Consider the following 24,398-nt stretch of genomic DNA (forward strand, 5'->3'; position numbering starts at 1 on the left):
CTGGACGACACCCGCATGCGCCGCACACCCCACACCCCCATGCGACGCCTCGTCCCGGCGCTCGCTCTGCTGGCCTCGCTGGCCGGCCCTCCCGCCCTGGCGCAGTACCGCCCTCCACCCATGTCCGAGTCGCAGCGGCTGGTGAAGGACGGCGAGACGGCCCAGGTGTCCGCCAGCGCCGCGAGCGCCTCCGGTGACAAGAAGGAAGCGGACGAGAAATACCGCAAGGCCCTGGCCCTCTTCGAGCAGGCCCTGGCCGCCGAGCCGGGCTCCGTCGCCGCCGCCGCGGGCGTAGGCTCCGCCGCCAACGCGCTCCAGGACTGGGCGCGCACCGTGGACCGGGTCAAGCCCGTGCAGGCGGCGAATGCGTCCGAGCTGTCCCTGGCGTACCCGCTGGGCGTGGCCCTCTTCAAGCTGCGCCGCTTCCCGGAGGCGGTGCCTCTCTTGGAGCAGGTGGCCGGCGCGGACCAGGCCGAGCACCTCATCGTCCACTACTACCTGGCCAGCTACTACCTCTTCGCTCAGCAGGGCGACGCGGCGGTGACACGGTTGCAGAAGTATCTGACGCTGCGTCCCGCGAAGCTGGCTGGCAACGACTTCCAGGTCCATGAGCTGCTGGGCCGGGCGCACGTGCTGCGCCGGGACGCGGTGGCCGCTCGCGCGTCCTTCACCCAGGCGCAGGCGGGCCGGCCGGAGTCGCCCACCGTGCAGCAGGGGCTCGCCAGCGTGCTGGAGCTGGAAGGAAAGTTGGGCGAGGCGCGGACGTTGCTCGAGGGGGTCACCACGCGCTTCCCGCAGGTGGCCGAGCCGAAGGAGAAGCTGGCCCGGCTGTACCTCGCCTCGGGCGAGGTGCCTCGCGCTGAGGCTCAGGCGGTGGCCATGGTGAAGCTGGGGGCGTCGCCCTCCGCGTACCTGCTGCTCGGTGACGTGCGGCTGGCGCAGAAGCAGGCCCCCGCCGCCGAAGAGGCGTACCGCAAGGTGCTGGAGCTGCAGCCCGGACTGGTACTGGGACAGATGGCGGTCGGCAAGGCGCTCCAGGCGCAGGGCCGGCACGAGGAGGCCATCCAGTTCCTGGAGGCCGCGGTGCGCTCGGGCGCGAGCAGCGTGGAGTTGTGGGCATCGCTCGGCTCCGTCAACCGCCGCGCGGGCCGCTTCCAGCGCGCGGTGGAGGTGCACCGGCGCGTCGTGGAGATGGTGCCGAGGCAGGCGTTGGGCTGGATGCTGCTGGGCGCGGACCACTTCGCCACCGGCCAGTGGGACCAGGCCATCGAGGACTACGGCAACGCGCTCCAGGTGGAGCCCACGCACGCCGGGGCGAAGCAGTGGCTGGCCCGCGCGCTCGCGCACCGTGCCCGGGACAGGGGCGGGGCGGGGCGGGCGGACGACGCCGTGCGCGACCTGCGCCGTGCGTTCGACCTGGACCGCAGCGCCCTCATGGCCCGCAGGCTGACGGCGGCGTTGATGGAGACGCGCGGCTACGCGGATGCGCGCAAGGTGATGGAGCAGGGCGCGACGCTGCCGGGCGCGACGTGGCGGGAGCAGCTGCTGCTGGGCTACGCGCGGCTGGGCGCCGGCGACGCGCAGGCGGCCCTGGAGGCCTTTGGTCGCGCCGGCAAGCAGACGGAGGAGCCGGACCAGCAGGCGGAAGCGTCCGTGGGCGCGGCGCTCGCGGAGGTGGAGCTGGGACAGGTGGACGCCGCCGTGCAGCGGCTCACCGAGGTGGGGCCGTCGCGCACGGCCGCGAGCGTGGCGCAGGCCAACCTGCCGCGCGTGCTGGTGCGTCGCGCGCTGGCCCGCCTGGAGACGGGAGATGTCGAAGGCGCCGACCGGGACCTGGACGCGGTGGACAAGCTGGGCACCGGCAAGCGCACGGACCTGACGAAGCTGGTCCTCTTCGCCCGGGGGCTGACGCGCGCGGAGGGCGGTCGCCACGCGGAGGCCAGCGCCGCGCTGAAGAAGGCCCTCACCCCGGCGCAGCCCTGGGCCTGGCCCAACACCCGCGCCCTGGCGGAGGCCTTCGTCCTCTACAAGAAGGGGCAGGTGGCGGCCTCGCGCAAGCAACTGACCGCCGCGTCCAAGAAGCCCATGCCGGGCCAGCCCCGGTGGCTCGCGTCGCTGACGGGCGCGCTGCACCGGCGCGAGGCCTCGCTGGCCTACGCCTCCGGCAACATGAAGGGCGCGGAGAAGGCCCTCAAGGCCGCGCTCACCGCCGAGCCCGAGGACGTGCTGCTCCAGCACAACCAGGCCTGCGTCGACTGGCGCAAGGGCAAGTCGTCCGAGGCCCTGGCCACGTGGCGTCGCCTGGAGTCCGCCGTCGCCGTCGCCTCGCTCAACCTGGGCATCGACGCCCAGGAGCGCCGTCACGAACCCGCCGAGGCCGTGGATGCCTGGCGCCGCTATCTCGCCTCCGGCCCCGGCCCCCGCCAGGCCCAGGTGCGTGAGTGGAAGGAACGCCTGCAGAGCCTCCATGGCCTCGCCGAGCCCTCGGGCGCGGCGCCGACCGGAGCCACCGCGGAGGAGACCACCCCATGAAGACGCTCCGCTTTGTCCTGGCCAGCCTCGCGCTGGCCCTCTGCTTCGTCACCCCCGCTGGCGCGGCCCCGAAGAAGGCCACGCTTGGCGTCTTCCTGGCCACGACGCTGAGCGACGGCCAGGAGCGCTTCCAGTACGCGGAGGCCCTGGCGGCGAAGTTGACCGAGGCGATGGACCGCCCGGTGGCCGCCAAGAGCTTTGGCCGCTACGAGGACTTCTCGCGCGCCATCGCCGACGGGCTGGTGGACTTCGCCGTGGTGGAGGGGTGGGCCGCCGTGCAGCTCGGCGCCCGCGCCACGCCGCTGGCCTGGGCGTCCCGTCCCGGCGAGTCCCAGCAGCGCTGGGCCATCGTCTCCACCCACAAGGGCGTGGTGAAGGACCTCGCCGGCAAGCGCCTGGCGTTGGTGAAGGGCGCGGGGCCCGCGGATCCCAAGTTCGTCACCCACGCCGTCCTGGGAGGGGACCTGGACGCGCAGCGGCACTTCAAGCTCGCCCCCGTCCCCAACGTGGAGTCCGCCCTGAAGATGCTGGAGGCCAAGGGCGCCGAGGCGGCCCTGGTGCCCATGTCCCACGTCCCCAAGGACAAGGACCTGCGCATCCTCTTCCGCAGCGCCCGGCTGCCGGGGGCCGTCCTGGTCGACCTGCGCAACCACAAGGCGGCGCTGGACGCGGCCCTCGGTTCCGTGGGCGCCGTGGCTCCTTTCGAGCCCTTCGCCCGCGTCCAGGGTAAGGACTTCGAGGACTTCCGACGTCTCGTGACCCAGGGTCCGCCCCGCCGCCAGCCCGTCTTCGCAGACGCGCCGGACCTGCGCGTGGACGCGGAAGTCCTGGTCCGCGCCGAGGAGCTGGGACCCTCCCTCCCGTCCTTCGCGGGCGACCTCGCCGTGGCCGCCGAACAGCCGGATGACTGAATTGACGCAACCTTGGACGCGCCAGCCCGAAACACTCTTGAGTTTCAGGGAATGAGAATCACCGACTTGGCCCAGCAGGTCCTCTGGGGTAGCTTGTTTTCCTACGGCGCGAGCGTGCAGGTGAGCGAATTCGTCCAAAGACCGATTGCCCTGGCGCCGCGCCCGCCAACAGGGGCGAACAGGACCGCGGGGGCTCCTCCCATTCCGCGGATGTGAGAACGATGCACTCGAAAGTGTCTGCTGATCCGCTGCGAGGTGCGGTGGGAGCTTACGCGGGGCGCCAAGGTAACCGCGCCGCCATGGTGGTGTCCGTCCTCTTCTTCGCGCTGGCCCTGGCCCATCCGTCCGTGGCCCTGGCCCAGGCCGCCGACGCCGCGGCCGAGTCGCCGCCGAAGGTGAAGCGCAAGAAGCGCGTCGCCGCGCCGGGAACGAAAGTCCCAGGAGCGACGAAGACGCCCGCGACGAAGCCCCCGCGCTCGGCCAAGAAGCCCCCGAAGACGCGCAAGTCCACCAGGCCCGTGGAGGCGCCGATCCCCGACTCGGAGATTCCGGTGCTGGGCGCTGGCCCCGAGACGGATGATCCGTCCCAGGGTGGAGAGTCCGTCACGGCGGAGCCGCCGGTGCCGGTCGCCCCCGCGCCTTTCGTGGAGTCCCCCCCAGCGGGTCCTCCCGCCGCTCCGGTGGCGAGCCCCACCGCGACCACGCAGGATCCGCTGGGCACCTCGTCCCCTTCGCACGGGGCGGTGCTGCCCGCGACGACCCGCGAGCCGCACGCGCCGGTCGCCACCGACAACGTCCCCATCAGCGCGCCCTTCGCCCAGCCCACCACGGACCGGCCCATGCCGCCCCCGTCCGGACTGGCGAGCCTGCCCGGTGAGGACCCGCTGGGCGGCGCGGATGCCCTGGAGGAGTCTGTCAACCGCGTGCTGAGCGAGGCGGTGGTGTCGACGGCCTCCAAGCGCAAGCAGCGCATCGCGGACGTGCCGCTGACCGTGTCCTGGATTCCGGCCGAGGAGCTGGAGGGCACCGGCCAGTTCTCGCTGTGCGAGGCCATCCAGTATTTCCCCGGCATGGAGTGCCGGCGCGGGTCCATGCGCAAGGCGGCGGTGAGCGCGCGCGGCCTGGGCTCCAACTACCTGTCCAACCGGCTGCTGCTGCTCAAGGACGGCCGCCCGCTGACGGACCCGTGGACGGGCCAGTTCTACGCGGACGAGACGACGCCGCTCGTCAACCTCAAGCAGGTGGAGGTCATCCGGGGCCCGGGCTCCTCGCTGTACGGCTCCAACGCCTTCAGCGGCGTCATCAACATCATCGAGCGCCAGCCGGCGGACCTCATCGCTCCGGGACGCAACGTGGGCGCCGAGGCGCGCATCCTCGCGGGCCAGGACCAGACGTGGCGCCTGCACGGCAACGTGGCCGGTCGCGGCGGCCCCGTGGAGGCGCTGCTGGGCTACTACGGCTATGGCTCGGATGGTCCTCAGCTCTTCAATGACCCCGCCACGGGCCTGGTGGACACGAACCAGGATTCGATGGTGCACCAGGTGAACGGCAAGGTGCGCGTGGGGCCCCTGGCGCTGGACGCGGACTTCACGGACGCGACCATCGGCCGTCCGGGTGGCTCGCACACGCAGATCTCCACCGTGGGCAACTGCGGCCGGTGCCACTACACGCCGAACGACGAGGAGTCCGTCCAGAACTTCAACGCCTCCGCGCAGGTGGACCAGCAGGTGACGGACAGCCTGCGCCTGTTCGGTCAGGCGTACGGCTTCTTCAAGCGCCGCGACGTGGTGCTGGAGAACGCCTTCGGTGGCGACCCCACGCGCGCGCTGGGCAAGCGCCGCCGGTTGGGTGGCGAGGTTCGCGCGCTGTACTCGGCGGGCCCGGTGTCGGTGACGTTTGGTGGCGACTTGAAGCTGGACCAGGTCAACGTGCCCAACGTGCTGCCGGGCCTGTCCATGGACGACACGAAGCAGACCATCCTCGGTGGCTTCGTGGACGCGGAGTACCGCCTGACGGAGCGCCTGGTGCTGAGCGGAGGCGCCCGGTATGACCGCTACCAGATTCCCGAGGTCGTCTGGCGCGAGCGGACCGACCAGATCTCCCCGCGCGCCAGCATCGTCTTCCACGCGGTGCCGGAGCTGCTCACGCTGCGCACCAACTACGGCCGCGCCTTCCGCGCGCCCACCCTGGCGGAGCTGGCCATCAACCAGCAGATGTACGCGTCCACGCTGGTGGGTAACGCCGAGCTTCGCGCGGAGACGCTGGACACGTTCGAGGGCTCCGTGGACTTCTGGCCCTTCGACCGGCGCGTGCGCCTGACGGCGACGGGCTTCTACAATGTGGCCAAGAACTTCATCAATCAGGAGCTCGTCTTCGGCTCGGTGTCCCAGTTCCGCAACATGGGCGACGCGCGCATCGCCGGCCTGGAGCTGGAGGCGGCGGCGCAGATTCCGTCCATCAACTCGTCGTTCGACGTGGCCTACCAGCTGCTCGACGCGAAGAACGTGCCCTTCGACGACAGCCCGGAGACGCCGCTGGACTACGCGCCCACGCACCGCATCTACGCGCGTGGCCGCACCAACATCGGCAAGGTGGCCTTCGTGGAGCTGTACGCGCTCTTCGTCGGGCCGCGCTTCGACCCGGGCTTCCAGGTGGACGAGGCGACGGGCCTGCCCACCTCCCGCGTGCAGCTGCCCAGCTACCTCACGGCCAGCGCCCGCGTGGGCTTCAACGTCTACGACGGCATCGCCGTGTCGTTCCTCGGCTCCAACCTCTTCAACGCGGCCTACGAGGAGTCTCACGGCTTCCCCGCGCCGCCCCAATCCTTCTTCAGTGAAGTCAAGGTACGCTATTAGGCACCGCGTTTGAGTACCGCTCCCCACCTGGAGGCCGGGGGCCTCCTGCTGATCGCCGATGCATCCCTGCCCGCCACCGCGCTCGAGCAGGCGGTGCCTCTGCTGGCACAGGGTGGGGTGGGAGGGCAGGGCGCCCTGGTGCTGTTCGACGGGGTGCTCAAGCCCGAGCACGCGCAATGGCTGCGGCGCGAGCCTCCCGCCCTGCTCCTGGCCGCGCGCGAGCGGGACGGCGGGCCCTCCATGTGGGAGGTCCGGCTGTTGGGCGCGCTCTGGAAAGAGGGCTCGCTGCTGCCGGAGCAGGCGGAGGTGTCGCGCCATCCGCTGCGCCGCATGGTGGACATCAACACGGCGGCCACGGCGGCAGCCGTGGCGGTGAGCGACGCGCAGGGCAGCCGCGTCTCGGCGGGGCTGGTGGCGGACGTGGTGCATGAAATCGCCGTCAACGCGCTCCTGGATGCGCCGGTGGATGCGCGGGGCGAGCCTCGCTACGCGCACCGCCGCACCGAGGTGCGCGAAGTGGAGGCGGAGGACGCCTGCGAGCTGGTGTTCGCGGTGGAGGACGGCCGGATGTGGCTGGAAGTGGCGGACCGCTTCGGCGGCCTGCGGCCGGGCTCGTTCGCCCGGGCGCTGGAAGGGTGGGGACAGCGCGTGAAGGTGGATGCGTCTGGTGGTGGAGCGGGTCTTGGATTGCGTCGCATCCTCGAGCACTGCGACACGGTGGCGGTCCGGGTGACCGCTGGCCGGGAGTCGCGAGTCGTGTGCGTGGTGGACCTGGGAGACGCGCGCCGCCGCGCGGCCCAGCCCAAGTCACTGATGTTCTGTCTGCATGAGGTCAGGGCCGGTGGATAGCCAGGGTTCCAACGCCATCATCAGCCGGCTCCGCGTGGGTACCATCACCCACGTCCGGATTGCTGGTGTCATCGACGAGACCTTCCCGCTGACGTCGACCCATCCGGAGCTCACGGGGCTCCTGGTGGTCGACCTCGGCCGGGTGGAGCGCATCAGCTCCTTCGGGGTCCGTCGGTGGATTGAATTCGCCGCGAAGCTGCCTCCGGGCGCGCTGGGGCTGTACGTCGTTCATGCGCCCCCCGTCGTGGTGGATCAGCTCAACATGGTGGAGGGCTTCGCGGGCGTCGCACGCGTGCTCTCCGTCCTCGCCCCGTACACCTGTCGCACCTGCAACGAAGACCGGATGCGGGTGGTGAACCTGGTGGACGAGGCCCAGGTCATCGCCGAGGAGCGCGCGCCCGAGCACACCTGTCCCGTCTGCTCCAACCCGCTGGAGTTCGCGGACCTGCCGAGCGAGTTCTTCGACTACGCGCGCCGGCAGCAGTTCGGCACCGTGGACCCGGTGGTGATGCGCTACCTGCGCGCGAGCATGCCGACGGAGCAGTCGGAGCTCCCGCAGCACCTGAAGATCGTCCAGGACGACGTCACGTTCATCTCGCTGGCCAGCACGCTCAAGGGCGACCTCAACGTGCGCAGGCTCGCGTCCGGGCTGGAGGGGCGCGCCGCGTTCGACTTCAGCCACGTCAGCAAGGTGGAGCCGGAGGCGTTGCCCAAGCTGGAGCAGGTGCTGGACACCGCGGCGCAGGGCGCCCAGGTGGTGCTCTGCCGCGTGCCTCCGCCGGTGCTGGCGGTGCTGGCGCGCTCGTCCAAGCTGATGCCGGGCCGGCTGGCCACGCTGTGGCTGCCGTGCGAGTGCCGCAACTGCGGCCAGGTGAGCCACCAGCGCATCCAGGCGCACGAGTACCTGGCGCAGTTGCGCGCGCACCAGACGACCATCTCCATCGAGTGCCCCATCTGCGGCGGCAGCGCCCAGGTGCCGCACATGCCGCAGCTCCAGGGGTTCCTGGCGCGCGTGCAGCTGACGGACCGGCCCCTGGAGGACATCGAGGCGTTGGAGCCGCGCGCGCTCAGTCAGTACCTGTTCGGGTCCACCAACATCGACCCGCAGGCCAACAAGGGCTCGCCCACCGACATCTCCAACTCGCTGGGCAGCACCAAGCTCAACATCATCCGACGACTGGGCCAGGGCGGCATGGCCGAGGTCTTCCTCGCCAAGCAGGTGGGCGTGAAGGGCTTCGAGAAGTTCGTCGTGATGAAGAAGATCCTCCCGCAGTTCGCGCAGAACCCCGAGTTCGTGGACATGCTGTTCGCGGAGGCCCGCGCCAACGCGCGGCTCACGCACCCCAACGTCGTGCAGACCTTCGACGTGGGCGTGTCCGACGGCGTCGCGTACATCCTGATGGAGTACGTGCGCGGGCCGGACATGAAGCGGCTGGTGAACGAGCTGCGCCGCAAGGGCATGGCGCTGCCGCTGGAGCACGCGCTGCGCATCGTCGCGGAAGTGGCCGCGGGGCTTCACTACGCGCACGCCTATGTGGACCCGGCGGGCATTCCGCACCCGGTGGTGCACCGGGACGTCAGCCCCCACAACGTCCTCATCTCCCTGGACGGCGCCATCAAGCTGAGTGACTTCGGCATCGCGAAGGTGGCGGGCGAGGAGAACACGCAGGCGGGCGTGCTGAAGGGGAAGATTTCGTACATCTCCCCGGAGGCGGCGTCGGGCCGTACGCTGGACGCGCGCAACGACGTCTTCGCGCTCGGCGTCGTGCTCTTCGAACTGCTCACCGGACAGCTGCCGTTCCGCAGGGACCACGACGCGGCCACGCTCAACGCCATCGTTCGAGACCCCGCGCCCGTCCCCTCGCAGCTGCGTCCGCAGATTCCGCAGGACGTCTCCGACCTCGTCCTGCGCGCGCTCGTGAAGGACCCGGCGCGCCGCACCCCGTCCGCCGCGGCGATGCGTGAGGAAATCGAAGCGGTGATGGCGCATCACCGCCTCAACTCGTCTCCGGCGGCGGTGGCCCAGTTCTTCAAGGACACGCTCGGCGACCGGCTGGTGGAGTACGCGCCCTCGTCCGCGTCGGGAACAGGCAGCCATCCCAAGCCCGTCCCCACGGGCACCGGCACGGGCAGCGGCAACGTCGGCAGTGGCGACATGGTGGCCCCCAGCGATGGGAAGACGCCGAACCGGGGCACGAGCAGTGGCCCGAAGCCGACGACCGCGGGCAGCGGCAACATCCCGCGTCCGACGGGGACGGGCAGTGGCAATGTGTCCGCGCCGCCCGTTTCGTCCAGCGGCCCTCGTCCCGCGCCTGTCGCCCCCCGGCCCGCGACGCCGCCTCCCGTGGCCCCGCGTCCTCCGACGCCGCCTCCCGTGGCGCATCGTCCTCCGCCGCCTCCTCCTGCCCTGACGCCGCCGTTGCCGATGCTCCCGGAGCTGGATGCCTCGGACCGGACCGAGGTGGTGTTGCTGCAGGGGAATGTGCCGCCGCCTCCCGCGCCGGCCCGGCCGCCCCCCGCGCCGCGTCCGTCGCAGCCGGGACACACCGCGGTGCCCGCGCCCCAGCGGCCTTCCTCGACGATGGTGCCCGCGGCGGGTGTGGCGCCTCGCCCCGGGCAACCCAGGCCTTCTTCACCGACGCATCAGAGTCCTGTCGCCGCGCCGCGTCCTCCACCTCCGGTACAGGTGCACGCGGTGCCCGCGGCGGCGGACGAGTCGGAGCGGCGCTCGTCGCTGAAGTGGGCGGCCATGGGTGGCGGCCTGCTGCTGGTGGTGGCCGTGGTGGCGGTCGTGCTGCTGCGCGGCTCCGACTCCATGTTCCGCAACCTGGAAGAGGGCGAGCACGTGTACGTCGGCGGCGTGCGCCTGGAGTCTGGCGCGCAGACGTTGCCGGCACCGCCCTCGGGGCCGTTGCTCATCGCCACGGCGGTGAACGGCAAGCTGCGGCGGTTCGGCACCACGCAGCTGCGCGAGGATATCGACGTGCGCACGCTGGCGGATGCGATGCCCCAGCCGGGGACTCGCGGGGTGCTGAGCGTGGCGAGCAGCGCTCCGGGCTGCCAGGTCCAGGTGGATGGTGCTCCGCTGCCCAACCGCACGCCGGTGAACAAGGCCTCCATCGAGGCCGGCAGGGAGCTGGAAGTGGTGGTGAGTTGTCCTGGCGCCGCGAGCAAGCAGTGGGTGCTGGCGGTGCCGGGGCAGGAGATTGTCCTGACGGCTCAGCAGCACGACTGAACGGCTGGCCTCGGGCCGCCTTCGGGCGCCCCACGAGGTTGAAGGGCATGTGACCCATGAAGGGCTGGACCTTCTTTCCTCACCTCGTCGTGCGGACGACGGGTTTCCCATTCGACTGGTTGGAGCGGTTGGGATGCCCGGAGTCGGCGGCGTGGGCGCGTCGTCTCGAAGCGGAGCGGCGCGGGCTGGAGGCGCTGCGAGCCCAGGGGCCTCGCGTGCGCCGCCCTCCGCGAGAGCTGCTGGCGGCACTCAAGGCGGGGCGGCCCGTCAACACGGAGGGCCTGGAGTCTCCCGAGCGCTTCGCGGAGTGGAATGTCCGCGCGGCGGCGGCCCAGGAGGCCGAGGCGGGTTTCGCGGAGGCGATGGAGCGGGAGCTTGCGGCGGTGGAAGCCCAGGCCGTGGCCCTGTGTCGCGAGCCGCGCTTCCTGGAGGCCGTGGCGAGCTCCAGTCCGCCGGTGGCCAAGGACCTGCTCGCGGGACGAGAAGGCTCGCGGCTCCGACGGCAGGTCGCAAGCTATCTGCAGCGGCTGTGCGCGAAGAACGAGACGATGGGCTTCTTTGGCCCCATCAACTACGGCCGCGTGGACCCGTCCGCTCCCACGGGCGTGACGTTGCGCTGGTCCGGTCCCGAGACGCTGGTGGGGCGCAACACCTTCGCGGCCTCGTGGCTGGTGCAGGGGTTGGTGCGAGCCATCGCGTTCGACCCCGACATCGCGTCGTGGCTGGTGCCGCGCCGCAAGGCGTTCGCGGAGATGCCCGCGCGCAAGTCGGGCCCCACGCCGGAGAGCGCGGAGGAGCTGCTGCCTCGGTTGGTGGAGCTGGCGGATGGGACGCGCACGTTGGCGGCCCTGGCCTCGTCGCTGGGCGTGGCGCCCGGCCTGGCCCGCGAGGCGCTGCGGCTGGGCTGTGACAAGTCGCTGCTCACCCATCAGCTCGAGGTGCCCTCCGCGGTGCACCATCCCGTGGATGACCTGGCCGAACGTGTCGCCGCCCTGCCGAGCGGGGGGGCCCGACGTCACGTCGAGGGACTGAGCGCGCTGCTGGAGTTGATGGGGCGCTACGGCGCGGCGGACGCGAGCGGGAAGATGTCGCTCCAGGACGCCTTCGCGAAGAGGGCAAAGGAGCAGTGGGGCGTGGCTCCTCCGACGGAGCGAGGGCCCGCGTCCGAGTCGCACAACTTCTACCAGGACCGGCTCGCGCTTCGGGAGGAGTGCGGAGGCGACTTGCGGCTCGAGGTGGGCGGCGAGCGTGCTCGGGAGCTGGGGACCCGCATGGAGCCGGCGCTGGCGTGGATGGCCGAGGCGGCCTGGCGCACTCGAGACGCGGCCCGCGCGGCGGTGGCGCAGAAGGTGGGCTCGCGCACGGTTCCCTTCTGGAAGGTGGCGGCGGCCAGCGCGGACCTGCCGGTGCCGCTGGACACCTCCATGGCGGAGTTGCTCGCTCAGTCGATTCCGAGCGCGGACGCGCGCACCGTCGAGCTGGGCGCGGTGGAGCCGCCCGCCTGGGACATGGCTCGCGCACTGCCGCTCGTCACGTCGGTGGATCTGCTCGTTGGCGCGAAGGACGTGGAGGCGTGGGGGCAGGGCGACTACACGCTGGTGATGGGAGATATCCACGACACCGCGCTCGTGTGGGGCTGGGCGCTCCAGTTCCACCCCGCGCGCGGCAAGGTGGAGAGCGCGATGGTGAGAGCGCTCGGTGCGCTTCCTCGCGCGATGCCGCTGGTGACGGTGCTGCCCTCGCGTCGCACGGGACTGTTGCCCTCGGAGTTTCCAGGGCCGGTGGTGGAGCTGGGCGGGGTGAGTTCCCGCGCTTCCGCGTGGCGGATTCCCCTGGATGACCTGTTCGTGGAGAGCGACGGGAAGAGCGCGCGGCTGGTGTCGAAGCGGCTCGGCTCCGAGGTGTGTCTCTACAACGGCGAGCTGGAGAGCGCGGTGCATACGGCGTTCTCCCTCCCGCGCATCCGTCCGCTGCGGGTGTTGCTGGGAGCGCACACGCCCCGCGTGACGCTCGGTGGGGTGGTGGTGCAGCGTGAGCAGTGGCGGCTGGACGCGGCGGCGTGTGAGGCGTTGCTCGCGTGCAAGGATGACCGCTCGAGGCTGCGGGTCGCCGTGGGCCTGTGGGATGCGCGGGGCCTTCCCGAGTGTGTCTTCGCGAAGTTCAAGGGGGAGCGAAAGCCCGTGCTGGTGGACGTGCGCAGCCCGCCCTTGCTGCGCGTCTTCCTCAACCTGCTGGAGCAGAAGGAAGAGGTCATCCTCTCGGAGATGTTGCCCGGGCCAGAGCAGCTCTGGCTCCGAGGTCCTGGAGGGCGCCACACCGTGGAGCTTCGCTGCACGTTGATGTGGGGAGGCCCGAGGGCCGGCGCACCTCCGACGTTGGAGGAGGGGAGATGAAGTGGCTGGTGCTACCGCCACACCGGGACGTGACGCTCGTTCCGGAAGTCCCCGAGGGGTGGCACCTATTGGACCTGGCGAGGGACTTCGTCCGCCGGGTCTTCTCCGCGGAGTCGGTGGAGGCGGAGGCCCTGGTCCGCGAGTCGTCGCCCCCGTCGCCACAAGCGATGCGCGAGCTGCTCCTGCTGCGAGTCGCGCAGGGACTTCGCGACAGAGGGCCCATCCCGGAGCTGCGGGCCCTGGGCGCGGTGCTGACGGCCATCTCTGGCCCGCCTCACGGTGTCCACCTGCGGTTGGATGATGTGGAGCTGGAGTCCGGCACGACGGAGCGGAGCGGGGATGTCCAGCGTGTGGCGGGGTTGCCCGCGTCGTACTCGGATGACGTGGCGGGTGTCCTCGCGCGCTTCGAGGAAGCGGAGTGTGTCCGCGTGTGGCTGGAGCGAGACCTCCAGCTTCCCGCCGCGGTGACACTCGCGCAGGCGTGTCCGGCCCACGTCGCCCTGGAGGTCGCGGGGCCCTTCGGCTGGGCGCATCGCAAGGTGCTGGCGCGGATGCCGGCCTTCCGGCGCGCCGCGTTTCCAGAACACGTGCCCCCGCTGAGCTGGCGGGTGGTTCCGCTGGACGGTGCCCCTGGCGCTGACGATGTCCTGTGGGTCCCCGATGGGCTGGGGCTGGAGGTCATCGCTCCCTACCCATGGGGCGATGAGCAGGACTGGGCATACCTGGAGGCACCGCCCGCCGGTGACGCGGAACCGGAGGCGCGGCGAAGCGCGGGCTGGCTCGGTGCCTGCTTTCTGAAGGATGTGCGCGCCTTCACCGGGGGGGCACGCTGGGCGGGCCACGTGTCGCTTGGCTCACTCCTGGCGGCTGACGTGCTCGTGGAGAGCGGCTGCCAGACGGTGGTGGTGGGCTTCTGCCTCATCGAGAACGGCCGGGTGATGGACATCGACCGCCGGTTCATTCCGGTGGAGCAGCTCGTCCAGGGCTATCAAGCCCTGAAGGCTGCGGGCGTGCGGGTCGTCGCGGAGTGGTGGGTGGGCGCGCCGGGTGTGGACGAGGAGTCCCTGGACGTCACGCTGGCAGCGCTGGAGGGCGCGCGCTTCTTCGACCAACTCGCGGGGGTGCGCCCGTTCCACGCGTCGGTGGAGCGCATCGCTCGAGTTCGTGACCTGGGGCGATGGTGGGGACATCCTGGTGACCCTCCGGCGGACCGGGACTTGTCCCGCAGTCGCCCCATTGAAAAGCCCGGCACGATTCCCGGGGCACGCCTGCCCTCCGTGCTCGCCTCGTTGGCGAGCCGCCTGCTGAGTCGCGCCCCGCTCATTCCGGGCCGGGTCGCGGCGGCCTTCATGCTCGCGCCCACAGCTTCAGTGCCAAGCAAAGACACCGCGCATGCAGCCGCCGCGCCTCCGGCGCCAGCGCCCGCGACGAGTACCGCGCACGGAGCCGCCACACCCTCAGCGCCAGCGCCCGCGACGAGTACCGCGCACGGAGCCGCCACACCCTCAGCGCCAGCGCCCGCGACGAATACCGCGCACGGAGCTGCCACACCCTCAGCGCCAGCACCCGCGACGAATACCGCGCACGAAGCCGCCGCGCTCATCCGGCTGGACGCGGACTGCGCGGTGGTGCGGCTGCCGGCATCGCTCGATGGCGCCCCGAAGCCCACGTGGTACGCGGCGAACCTGCGCACCGGTGTCGTGCTCGCGATGGATGCGCGCCTCGCGCCGGTGCTGTCCCGACTGACGGTGCCCACCACCGTGTCGGTCGCGCTGGGAGCGGTGCCGGACGCGCAGCGAGCGAAGCTGGTCGAGACGTTGGTGACGAAGTCCATCCTGGAGAGGACGCACGGATGAGCGAGCGCTGGACCTTGGGCGAGGTGTTCGTGCTCCGGCACGCCGGCTTCCCATTCGATTGGCTGGAGTCGCTCGGGTTCTCCGACGAGGTGCTGGGCGAGGCGAACCTGCTGCTCGACGACGAGCGGGCGCTCCTGGACGCGGTGCGCGCCGAGGGCGACGAATCGGGGGCGAAGGCACTCCAGGATTCGTTCGAGCAGGGCCGCGTGCCCACGCTGAAGTCCCGTCACGGCCCGACGAGTCGTGACGCGCTGGAGCGCTATCGCGTGAGGCGCGAAGCCCTTCTGGCCCGGTATGCGAATGAGCGCACGGACCTTCGCTTGAAGCTGCGAGAGCGCGCGGCGGACCCCGCCATCCAGGAGGCCGTGTTCCTCTCCAGTCCGGCGATGTTCGACAACGTCTGGGCCCGCTACCTGCGAGGGGGCGAGCAGAAGGACACGTCCGACGCTCGCCGCGTGGACCGACAGGTCTACACGTACCTCCAACGCTTCTGCGCGAAGAACGAGACGACCAGCTTCTTCGGCCCCATCTCCTACGGCGAGCGCACCGACGCGGATGACTTCGACGTGCGCACGGTGGCGAGCGGCGACACGAGCCGGCGCACGTTCTTCTCCTTCTGGGCGGTGACGGAGTTGGCGCGCGCGGTGGGGCGCGAGCGGACGCTGCGGCCTCACCTGCCACTGCGCCTCAACCCCCTCTTCACGGTGTCCCCGGGCCGCGCCGCGTGCGAAGCCCTGCAACTGGAGGTGCCGCTGGCCGAGGGCGCCGAGAAGCTCCTGGCCGTTCTGCGAGCGCATCCGACGCCCGCGGCCGCCGCGCAGGTGCTTGGCCTCGCGGTCGAAGAGGTGATGCGCGCGGCCCTGCCCCTGGTGAAGGGCGCGTTGCTGCTGTGGGGCCTGCCGTTCCGGCCCAACGACTTCACCACCTTCGAGAGCGTGCGTGACTCCGTCGCGGCCCTGCCGGCGCTGGAGGCCCGCGCACTCTGGTTGGCACGGTTGGACACACTCTCGCGCCTGAAGGCCGAGTTCGAGACCGCGGACCTGACGCGTCGTCGCGCCTTGTTGCCGGAGCTGGAGGCCCTCTTCACGGAGGCCACGGGCAAGCCCGCGCGGCGCGGTGACGGTCAGGTGTACGCGGACCGGCTCATCATCTACGAGGAGGCCAGCTCTCCTTTTCGCCTGCGCTTCGGCCAACGCTTCACGGAGGAACTCGAGTCCGCGCTCACCGGTCCCCTGGAGCTGTCCGCGGCCTACGGCGAGCGCGTGCAGCAGGGCTTCCGCGAGCAGGTCCGCGACGCGCTCGGCACCGACGAACGGCCGGTGGACCTCCTGGAGTACGCGGTCCGGCTGCGCCCCGACCAGGTCACGGGCAGCCGCTTCTCTCCCGTGCCTCCGGTGTTGCTGGACGAGGATTCCTCACGGGCGCGCTCGCTGCCGGTGGACTTCCTGGGCACGTCCACGCCGGGCGGCCGGTATGCGCTGCCGGATGTCTGCCTCGCGTCGAAGGGGGAGGGCGCTGGGTTCGAGGTGATGCTCGCGCGCGTGCACCACCACCTGATGCTGCGAAGCTGGCTGAGCGCCTTCTTCCCGTCGCGGGAGCGGTACTCGGCGGTGGCCTCGCGGTGGCTGGACGCGGACCCCGCGGCACGTGGACTGGTGGGCCTGTCCATCCGCCGTCGCAACAAGGGCTTCTACGTGTTTCCCGGCCGGCGCCTCGTGTACGCGGTGTCGGACGTATTGGACGTCGAGGACGGCGCGATGACGCCAGCCGACGTGAAGGTGCTCCCGACGTCGCAAGGGCCGGTGTTGGTGGACGGGAAGGGTGAGCGGCTGCACCTGTACCTACCCCTGGATGACTTCTCGTCCTATCCGCCCTTCGCCGCGCTGGCGCATCCCCAGGTGCTCCATGCCCCGCTGCGCACGAAGGGCAGCCACCTGCCGCGCCTGAGCATCGGCGGCGCGGTGTACCAGCGTGAGCGTTGGGAGCTGACCTCGGAGAAGCTGGCGCGCCCCACCGGCTTCGACCTCTTCCTCGCCGCGCAGCGCGAGCGGCGTACGCGCGGGTGGCCTCGCTTCGTCTTCATGCGCAGCTCGAAGGAGCGCAAGCCCTACCTCATCGACACCGCGAGCCCCTTCGCCCTGGACCTGCTCTCGCACCTGTCGCGCGAAGCCGAGCGGCTGTCGGTGGAGGAGATGTACCCGGCCCCCGCGCAGCTCTGGCTCAAGGACGCCCGGGGGCGCTACACCTGTGAGCTGCGCATGCAGTTCACTCGCTGGAGCGAGGGCACCCCTCCGCTTTGACATCCGAGGCGCGTCCGCGAACAGAATGGGGCAAAGCCACGGCCAGCCCCTGGAGAGCCCATGTCCGGAGAGAACACCGTCGTTCCTGAGACTCGGAAGCTGAAGCGCCCCGTGGAGGAGCTTCGCGCGGAGCTGCTGGTCGACGCGGACGTGAAGGAGCAGGCGCGCCTCCTCCAGATTTCCGTCGAGGCCTACGTCGAGAAGATCCTCGACTACGCCCAGCACCCTCAGAAGCAGATGCCGCTGCAAATCACCCTCGACGGTGACCTCAAGGCCAAGGACCCCAAGGCCGCCACCGTGGCGGAGATCCAAGACCATCTGGACAAGCTCATCAGCGGCGAGGTGATCATCAGCCGCGCGCAGATGCGCGACGGCTTCAGCGCGGGACAGGGTGACGACCGCTACAAGGCCGCGCTCGCCTCGGACGCGGTCCTCAAGGGCGCCCCGGAATCCCGCGGTGGAACGCCTCCGCCCCAGGACCCCCGGAAGGGTTGATCGCCTGATTTATCGGCGGCATTTCTCCCCGGGTGCCGACAAGGTGGGATGTAAACCCACGGAATCGCGGGGACTTTGGCGGACGGTGGGATTTGTTCCAGGCCCCACGGAACTTCGGGAGCGGTGGACCGATAACTCCACTGTCAGGCTGGCTCGCGGCGGACGCGGAGCGATGCCAGACCTCGGGAGATAGCGACCATGGGGCTCTTCAAGGACGTTCTCGGCAAGGCGCTGGACATCATCAAGCCGGCCCTCACGGCCATCAACCCCGCGCTCGGTATCGCGGCGGGCTTCGTCAGCGGCCTGATGAAGGGCGAGAACCCCCTCCAGGCCGGCCTCGGCGCCGCCATGGACATGTTCCCTGGGGCGAGTGTCGCGAAGAACCTGCTGAACAACTTTCCCGGTAAGTCCCTCCTCGAGGGCATGGGCGGCAACAGCCTGGTGAGCGGTCTGCTCGACAAGGTCTCCAAGCCGAGCCAGGTCACCGACCTGCTCACCGACGTGATGAAGGCGAACACGGAGAAGGGCCTGTCGGAGCAGAGCCTGAAGAACGCGCAGGAGCTGTTCGCCAAGCGCATGGCCGAGACCGCGGTCGCCTGATTCACGCGGTCGACTTCACTTTCGCCCTCCCCCCCGGGCGCCGCACCCTGAAGCAGGGTCGGCGCCCTTCGTGTATTCAAGGGGCAACCCCTCGCATTGCCTTGGTGAGTCTCGCGGATGAGTTCCAGCTCGGATGTCGTGGTCCTGGGTGCCGGTGTGGTGGGGCTGTCGGCGGCGAGGCGGCTGGCGGCCACCGGGGCGCGCGTGACGGTGCTGGACGCAGTGGACCCCGGCGGCAGGGGTTCCCGCGCTGCCGCGGGTGTGGCGATTCCGTCCGTGCGCCTCTACGACGACCCGGCCATGCTCGCTTTCTCGCAGGCGGGAAGGGCGACGCTGGCGGACGAACTGGCCTCTCTTCCGGAGGGCCACCTGCTGCGCCGGGGCCAGGGCATCCTGCGCATCGCCGCGGATGCGAAGGGGCGTGACGCGCTCGCCGAGCGCGCGGCCCGACATCCGGACGAACTGGGCACGTGGGTGGATGCGGCCCGATTGGTGGAGCTGGAGCCCGCGCTGGAGGGAACGCCGCTGCTGGGCGCGTTCGAGTCCGCGCGGGGCCACATGGTCGACACGGACGGCTACGTCAACGCGCTGCTGGGCGCGGCGCTGCGCGCGGGTGTGCGGCTGCGGCTCGGTGAGTCCGCGCGGTCCGTGGAGGAGACCGCCGACGCCGTGGTGCTGCGGACCGACCGCGAGACGCTGCGCGCGGACCAGCTCATCGTCAGCGCGGGGCCGTGGTCATCGACCTTCCCGGGGCTGCCACCGCTGCCGCTCAAGCCGGTGCGTGGGCAGATGCTGGTGGTGCACCAGCCGGGCCTGTCCCTCTCTCGCGTCGTCTCCGGGCCCACGTACCTGGCGCCCTGGCGCGCGGGAGAAATCGTCGTCGGCGCCACGGAGGAGGACGTCGGCTTCGTGGAGAACGTGACGCCCGCGGGCCTGCTGCACCTGAGCGCCACCGTGGCGAAGCTCGCGCCGCGTCTGCGGGAGGCTCGCTTCGTGCGCGCCTGGGCGGGCTTGCGCGCGGTGACGCCGGATGGTCGCCCGTACCTGGGCCGCTACCCGGGCACTCAGCGCACCTTCGTCGCCACGGGCCTGGGAGGGCAGGGCATCCTCACCGGCGCCCACGCGGCGACCGTGCTCGTGGAGCTGGTCGCGTGGGGACGAACGGAAATCGCCGCGCCCTTCGCGCCGAGCAGGGCGTCGTCGTTGAACGCCGTCGTCGAAGAGCGTCGCTAGTACAGGCTGACCGAGTCGAAAGGCCGGTTCAGCTTCGTCCGGGGGCGGGGCAGCAGGGCTTGCACCGCCGCGGCGTCGCCTCGTCCCAGCGCGTCGACCAGGGCTTGCGTCTCCTTGGGCCACGTGGAGCTGGCGCGGGCGCAGCGCAGGGCCTCGGACCAGTCCGAGCGTCCGGCGGCCAGGGCCAGCCCCGCGAGGCTCTCCGCTGCCTTGAGCGGCTCGCCGATTTCGCGCGCGTGTTGCTCCGCGCGCGCGTACCAGTCCACCGCCGAGTCCATCTTCCCGTCGTCCAGGAACATGCGCCCCAGCTCCGAGGCGATGACCTGTCGGTGGAAGGAGTCCTTCAGGGCCTCCGCGCTGGCATACGCCTGTGTGAAGTGCTCCACCGCCTCCGCGCGTGCTCCCGAGGCGAACTCCAGCCCCGCCAGCCGGTAGCGATGGTGCTTGGAGAAGTTGACGCCCCACTTCTCGCTGATGCCCTCGAAGCGCCGCCACGTGGCGATGGCGTCGGAGAACTGCCGCGCCGACTCCTGGAGGTAGCTGGCGTTGGAGATGAGGTTGATCTTCAGATGCGTGGCGCTCGCGTCGTGCAGGTCGCCCACGCAGCGCATGGCGAGCTTCTCCTCGACCAGCGCCTTGTCGAGCTTGCGCTCCTGGAACCACGTCAGCGCGCACACGTTGCGCAGCCAGCCCTCCTGGAGCGCGCGGTCCGGCGCGGTGCTCTTCGCCAGCGCGGCCACGCCCGCTTCCACCTCGACGCGCGCATTGGGGAGCTGGCCGAAGCGCTTGGTCAACGTCAGCGCGCGGAACATGTGCAGCCGCGCCACCAGCTCCGGAGGAATGTGGCACTCCAGCCCTCGGCCGAACGCCTCCATCGCCGCGTCGTGTGCGCCGGTGAAGACATGCACCACGCCCATGCTGCGGTGGAGCAGCGCCTTCAGCTCATCCACGTCGCCCAGGCTGCTCCGGTCGATTTCGATGGCGGGGGTGGAGAACCCCGTGTCCAGCACGTCCCACGCCTGGGCCACGCGCGAGGCGAGGTGCGAGTCCGGGTCTCCGTCCAGCAGCGCCAGGCCGTGCTCCGCGGCCAGCAAGGCGCCTTCATAGTTCGTGGTGAAGAAGCACTGACGGATGGCGAGGATGGCCGCCGCCACGCGCGACTCACGCGACTCCGAGCCATCCACCACGAGCCGCAGGTAGCGGCCCTCCAGGTCCACCGCCGGCTCTTCCCGACGCGAGGACACTGGACCCGGGCCCGACGCGTGGGGGACGCGCAGCCTGTCGCTCAGCGCATCCAGGTAGGCCTGCCGCCGTGACTCGAAGACGGCGGCGCCATGGGGACGCCGCATCCTCCAGCCGGTGAACAGCAGCGTCCCGTCCAGTCCGTCCAGCCGCGCCCACTCGGCCGCGCGCATCACCGCGCGCAGGCTGACCAGGTCACACTCTCCAGCGCCGTGGAGCACCAGGGGACGGCCGCTCACGCGCAGCGTCTCGACGATGGCGCGCGCGGCGACGGTGAGAATCCAGAATGCCTGCTCGGATTCGCGGTGGAGCCGACGCTCGGAGGGAGAGAGCGCCAGGTCACCCAGGTCGGCGGCCCCCTGGATGGCGCCCGGAAACAGCCGGTTCCACTCCGAGGGATGCGCGGCGGCCACGGCGCGGACGACCTCGGGAGCGGTCTCCTCGCAGGCACGGAGGACCTTCCTCAGTCCCCCAAAGGCGGTGGGCAGCGCCACCCCCACGTCCACTTCGATGGCCCGGGAAGGCAGCGCGGAGGGAACTCCCTGCTCCACGGACACTGCGAAGGAGACACCAAGTACAGCGGGTGGGGCGCTCACTGTGGGTCCTCGAGAGGGGGTCGAGAAGGCGTGCCTGCTGATTCTTCGACAGGCCCCACTTTCACATCCTCTTAGCAGTCGAGCAATCCACGGCCGACGTGTTCACTCAGAGTGAATGTCTCGGGAAGGCAGGGCGCGTCACAGGCCTCATTCCGCGGGGGCTGGAGCGGACAGGCCCTGGGTGTGATGGAGGATGAGTCGGGGAAGCCATCCGCCGAGCTTGCGACAATGTCTCAAGGCCGACAGGTCCATTTCCTTGTACGGCACGCCCCTCGCGCCTCGGCCGAAGTAGTGGATGACCCAGGCATTCTCCAGGAGCCATGCCACCTGGTCCTCGGACAGGCGGAGCTCGCCGGTGAAGCCGCTCTCGGAGGGCCAGTTGAGTCGCCCGGTGGGCAGCGATTCGACGAGGTGGTGATGGGTGCTGATGAGGCGGTTGCACACCGTCTGGTCCGTCCAGTGGTCCCACGCCTCGTCGGGGATGGCCATCATCGCGGAGAGCCAGTGCCGGGCGAAGGCGTCTCCTGGGGGACTGGCGCAGACCCCGGCGCAGCGGCGGCGCGAGTCCCAACACTCCTCGCCAATCGTGAAGCGCTCCACGTCGGGCAGCGGGCGCAGCGTCACGGTGTCGAACGCGTCCAGGTACCAACCGCCGTTCTGATGGAGCGCGAAGGCCCGCATGCGCCGTGAGGCGACCTCCGGCCGCGTCGTGCCCAACTGGGCGCTGAGCTGCGCCAGGTCCTCGAAGCGGGCACCGGGGAGCAGGGGTTGATAGCGGTGGATGCTCTGCTCATCGCAGTAGACGAACGTCCGGGCCTGGGGATTGTGCTTCATGGCCGAGCGGATGGCCGCGACGACGGTGGGGCGGAAGGCTCCACCGTGGAAGCAGAAGTTGAGGGCGGGCGTCATGTCGGGTTCAGGCCGCGAGGAGGGCGTGGACGGCGTCGAACGCATCGCCCATCAGCGAGCGCACCGTGTCGGTGGGATGGGGGTGCCAGTAGCGATGGTGAACGCGCTTGGGGTCCACATTCGCGTCATGGATGCACGCGACGAAGAAGGACGGGTCGTCGAGCACGAGGAGCTTGCGGGACGGGTCGCTCCAGAGGAACCGCGCGTCCTCTCCGATGTTGATGTCGGGGAATGGGTTCCGACTCCAGAAGGACTTCGTGTAGCAGAGCGTGTTGCCGGAGACCCAGGGGCGCTGGCCGGCGGGATAGACGTACTGCCAGGAGCGGTCCGTCGCGGGTTGGTGGTAGTAGACGCGCGTGAGCCCGCAGACGGAGGCGCCCGCGTCGAGCAGTGACGTGGCCTGATAGCGAAGGCGTCGAGGGGCGGACCAGTCGTCGTCGTCCCAGTGGACGATGAGTTTTCCACGCGCGGACTGACAGGCGAGGTTGCGCTTGGCTCCCACGGAGTGTCGGCGCTCCAGTCGCAGGTAGCGGATGCGCGGGTCCTCGGGCAGCAAGTCCTCCACGGCCTGGGTGCCATCGTCGACGATGATGAGCTCTTTCTCCGGCCAGTCCTGCGCGAGGAACCAGCGCACCGCCAGCGGGACGAACTGGCGCCGGTTGAACGTGGGCATGATGCAGGACACCGTGGGCCGAGCTTCGTCACGCGACGGGAGGACCGTGAGCCGTGGCTCATCGGTGCCGAGAGCGGCGGCGGCACGAGCGAGGGTGAGCGTGGGCTTCGCCTCTTCTTGCGTCCGCGCTGGAGGTGGCGTCGGGCTGGGAGCCACTTCCTGACGGGTGGCCATGGCGCGCTTTTCGAGCACGACCAGGGTGCCCGCGGTGTGGAGCGCGCGGTAGCGACCCTCATGGAGCAGCTCTCGCACGAGCCGCTTCACGCCGGGGAAGTAGTCGGCGCAGTCGTGGAAGGCGACCAGTCCTCCCACGGCGAGCCAGGGCTCCAGGTGGAGGAAGTCGGCCGACACGCTGGCGTAGTCGTGGAGCCCGTCCACCAGGAGCAGGGAGATGGGCTCGTTCCACGCCACGGTGGGCGCGTGTTGGTGGTGGACCTGGATGCGCGCCGCGAGCCCGGTCCGCTGGAGGGTGTGTTCGAGCTTCGCGCGCGTGGAGCCCATGTTCTGGAGGTTGCTTCCGCGAGCGCCCACGACACCGTCACCCGGGTCGATGGCGTGGATGGGCGGCGCGACTCCGAGCGCCTGCGCCACGCGGCCGAGCACGACGGTGGCCTTGCCGCAGTAGCTCCCCACCTCCACCACGGCATGCGTCGCGGGCAAGGAGGTCAGCGCGCGAGAGGTGGCGGCGATGAGCAGGTCTGCCTCGTCGTCGGTGAGCCAGCCTTCGACTTCGCGCATCTCCGCGAGGATGGGCCGCGTGAGCAGCAGCCCGGAAGACTCCGAGCGTGCCGCGTCCATCACCGGGGCTTCGCTTGAGGCGCGCGTGTCCGGCACGGCATTCCGTTCGCCGTGGGGCTTCGCGTCAGGCATCCCCGCGAGCGCGGAGGGGCTCTCATATCGTCCGAAGTGATTGCGCACATGGGCGCGCAGCGGGTCGTCGAGCTGGCGCGGGATGGGGTGTGCCCAGAACACGTTGGGCGTGGCCATCGCGGCGTCGAGCTGGGCGGTGGAGTACCGGACGCGATAGCGGACCACCTCGTAGTCACATGGGCTGACGAGCACGCGGTGGCCGAGCAGGGCCGTGAGCGTGGGGAACAGCACCTCTTCGGTGGCCCAGATGCGCGAGCGGCGGAGGATGTCCTGGAGCTGCGAGTCGCGCTCGAACAGCGAGACGAGGTCCTGGGCCGCGTCGGCGCTGAAGACGGTGGACGGCCAGAACGTCCAGTGGACGAACTGCGACTCGCCATTGGGAAACCTGCGCAGGAAGGGACGCCACAGGTCCACTTCGCGCCGCGCATGGACCGCGGGCGCCGTGCGAGCTCCCGGGCCGTGCGGCGCCTGCACGTTGCCCAGCAGGCCCGCGCCGGGATTCGCGGAGAAGAACGCGCGCAGGTGCTCGGAGTACCCGGGCCGCAGGCCCAGTTGGTCCGAGTCGACGATGGTCATCGCGTCGAACGGATGGTGCTCCCGCGCGAAGCGGAAGCAGTCGAGCGCGAAGTCGTGCAGCCAGCCCCACTTCATCGGCCGTGGGGTGGGGTGGATGACGGCGTTGAAGTGCTCGAAGGGAAAACCCTCGAGCAGCTTCGGGTTGTGCCCGCCGTTGTAGAGCAGGATGAGCGAGCTGGGGTCCAGGTGATGCAGGTTGCGCACGAGGTCGACGACGCAGTCGGGACGCTCGTGGACAAGGCAGGCGAAGATGTTTCGCATGCGGGAAACCTC

14 protein-coding genes are annotated in these 24,398 nt (G+C 70.7%); 11 read left to right on the forward strand and 3 right to left on the reverse strand.

All coding sequences use genetic code 11. The annotated features are described in order from the left end of the window. Window positions 1-15: 15 nt before the first annotated feature. The 11 genes from HUA76_RS37205 (at window position 16) to HUA76_RS37255 (ending at window position 19,259) form a co-directional block, all read left to right on the forward strand. Window positions 16-2,532 (forward strand): tetratricopeptide repeat protein, encoded by a 2,517-nt coding sequence (locus tag HUA76_RS37205; protein WP_174455708.1) that lies wholly within the window; start codon window positions 16-18, stop codon window positions 2,530-2,532. Then, window positions 2,529-3,443 (forward strand): PhnD/SsuA/transferrin family substrate-binding protein, encoded by a 915-nt coding sequence (locus tag HUA76_RS37210; protein ID WP_174455707.1) that lies wholly within the window; start codon window positions 2,529-2,531, stop codon window positions 3,441-3,443. Before HUA76_RS37205 ends, HUA76_RS37210 begins: the two co-directional genes overlap by 4 nt. 299 nt (window positions 3,444-3,742) lie before the next feature. Then, the gene (locus tag HUA76_RS37215) at window positions 3,743-6,298 is read left to right on the forward strand and encodes a TonB-dependent siderophore receptor (RefSeq protein WP_254614738.1); all 2,556 of its coding nucleotides are present in this window, start codon (window positions 3,743-3,745) and stop codon (window positions 6,296-6,298) included. Between the two features lie 9 nt (window positions 6,299-6,307). Then, window positions 6,308-7,147, forward strand: a complete 840-nt coding sequence (locus HUA76_RS37220) for a hypothetical protein (protein ID WP_174463560.1) — start codon at window positions 6,308-6,310, stop codon at window positions 7,145-7,147. Further along, window positions 7,140-10,382, forward strand: coding sequence for a serine/threonine-protein kinase (locus HUA76_RS37225; protein WP_174463561.1), 3,243 nt, complete (start codon window positions 7,140-7,142; stop codon window positions 10,380-10,382). The genes HUA76_RS37220 and HUA76_RS37225 overlap by 8 nt, the downstream gene beginning before the upstream one ends. A 56-nt stretch (window positions 10,383-10,438) precedes the next feature. Then, window positions 10,439-12,775, forward strand: a complete 2,337-nt coding sequence (locus HUA76_RS37230) for a lantibiotic dehydratase (protein WP_174463562.1) — start codon at window positions 10,439-10,441, stop codon at window positions 12,773-12,775. Beyond that, a complete protein-coding gene (locus HUA76_RS37235; RefSeq protein ID WP_174463563.1) occupies window positions 12,772-14,631 on the forward strand; it encodes a hypothetical protein in 1,860 nt (619 codons plus the stop codon). Before HUA76_RS37230 ends, HUA76_RS37235 begins: the two co-directional genes overlap by 4 nt. Continuing rightward, the gene (locus tag HUA76_RS37240) at window positions 14,628-16,931 is read left to right on the forward strand and encodes a lantibiotic dehydratase (RefSeq protein ID WP_174463564.1); all 2,304 of its coding nucleotides are present in this window, start codon (window positions 14,628-14,630) and stop codon (window positions 16,929-16,931) included. The genes HUA76_RS37235 and HUA76_RS37240 overlap by 4 nt, the downstream gene beginning before the upstream one ends. A gap of 60 nt (window positions 16,932-16,991) precedes the next feature. Continuing rightward, the gene (locus HUA76_RS37245) at window positions 16,992-17,426 is read left to right on the forward strand and encodes a hypothetical protein (RefSeq protein ID WP_174463565.1); all 435 of its coding nucleotides are present in this window, start codon (window positions 16,992-16,994) and stop codon (window positions 17,424-17,426) included. A 198-nt stretch (window positions 17,427-17,624) separates the two neighbouring features. Then, entirely contained in the window at window positions 17,625-18,026 is a 402-nt protein-coding gene (locus tag HUA76_RS37250) for a hypothetical protein (protein ID WP_141643576.1), read from the forward strand. Window positions 18,027-18,143: 117 nt separating this feature from the next. Next, window positions 18,144-19,259, forward strand: coding sequence for an FAD-binding oxidoreductase (locus HUA76_RS37255; protein ID WP_174463566.1), 1,116 nt, complete (start codon window positions 18,144-18,146; stop codon window positions 19,257-19,259). On the opposite strand, the gene HUA76_RS37260 is transcribed toward HUA76_RS37255, so the two are convergent. From HUA76_RS37260 to HUA76_RS37270, 3 genes are all read right to left on the reverse strand, one after another. Then, window positions 19,256-21,052 carry a tetratricopeptide repeat protein gene (locus tag HUA76_RS37260; RefSeq protein ID WP_371745769.1) on the reverse strand — a complete coding sequence of 599 codons (1,797 nt, stop codon included), beginning with the start codon at window positions 21,050-21,052 and terminating at the stop codon, window positions 19,256-19,258. The genes HUA76_RS37255 and HUA76_RS37260 overlap by 4 nt on opposite strands. Before the next feature lie 192 nt (window positions 21,053-21,244). Then, window positions 21,245-22,006: a hypothetical protein gene (locus HUA76_RS37265; RefSeq protein ID WP_174463567.1), complete on the reverse strand. Its 762-nt coding sequence runs from the start codon at window positions 22,004-22,006 to the stop codon at window positions 21,245-21,247. Between the two features lie 7 nt (window positions 22,007-22,013). Then, entirely contained in the window at window positions 22,014-24,386 is a 2,373-nt protein-coding gene (locus HUA76_RS37270; protein ID WP_174463568.1) for a glycosyltransferase, read from the reverse strand. Window positions 24,387-24,398 lie beyond the last annotated feature (12 nt).

Origin of the sequence: Myxococcus sp. CA056 (assembly GCF_013336715.1) — a bacterium.
Taxonomy (GTDB): domain Bacteria; phylum Myxococcota; class Myxococcia; order Myxococcales; family Myxococcaceae; genus Myxococcus; species Myxococcus llanfairpwllgwyngyllgogerychwyrndrobwllllantysiliogogogochensis.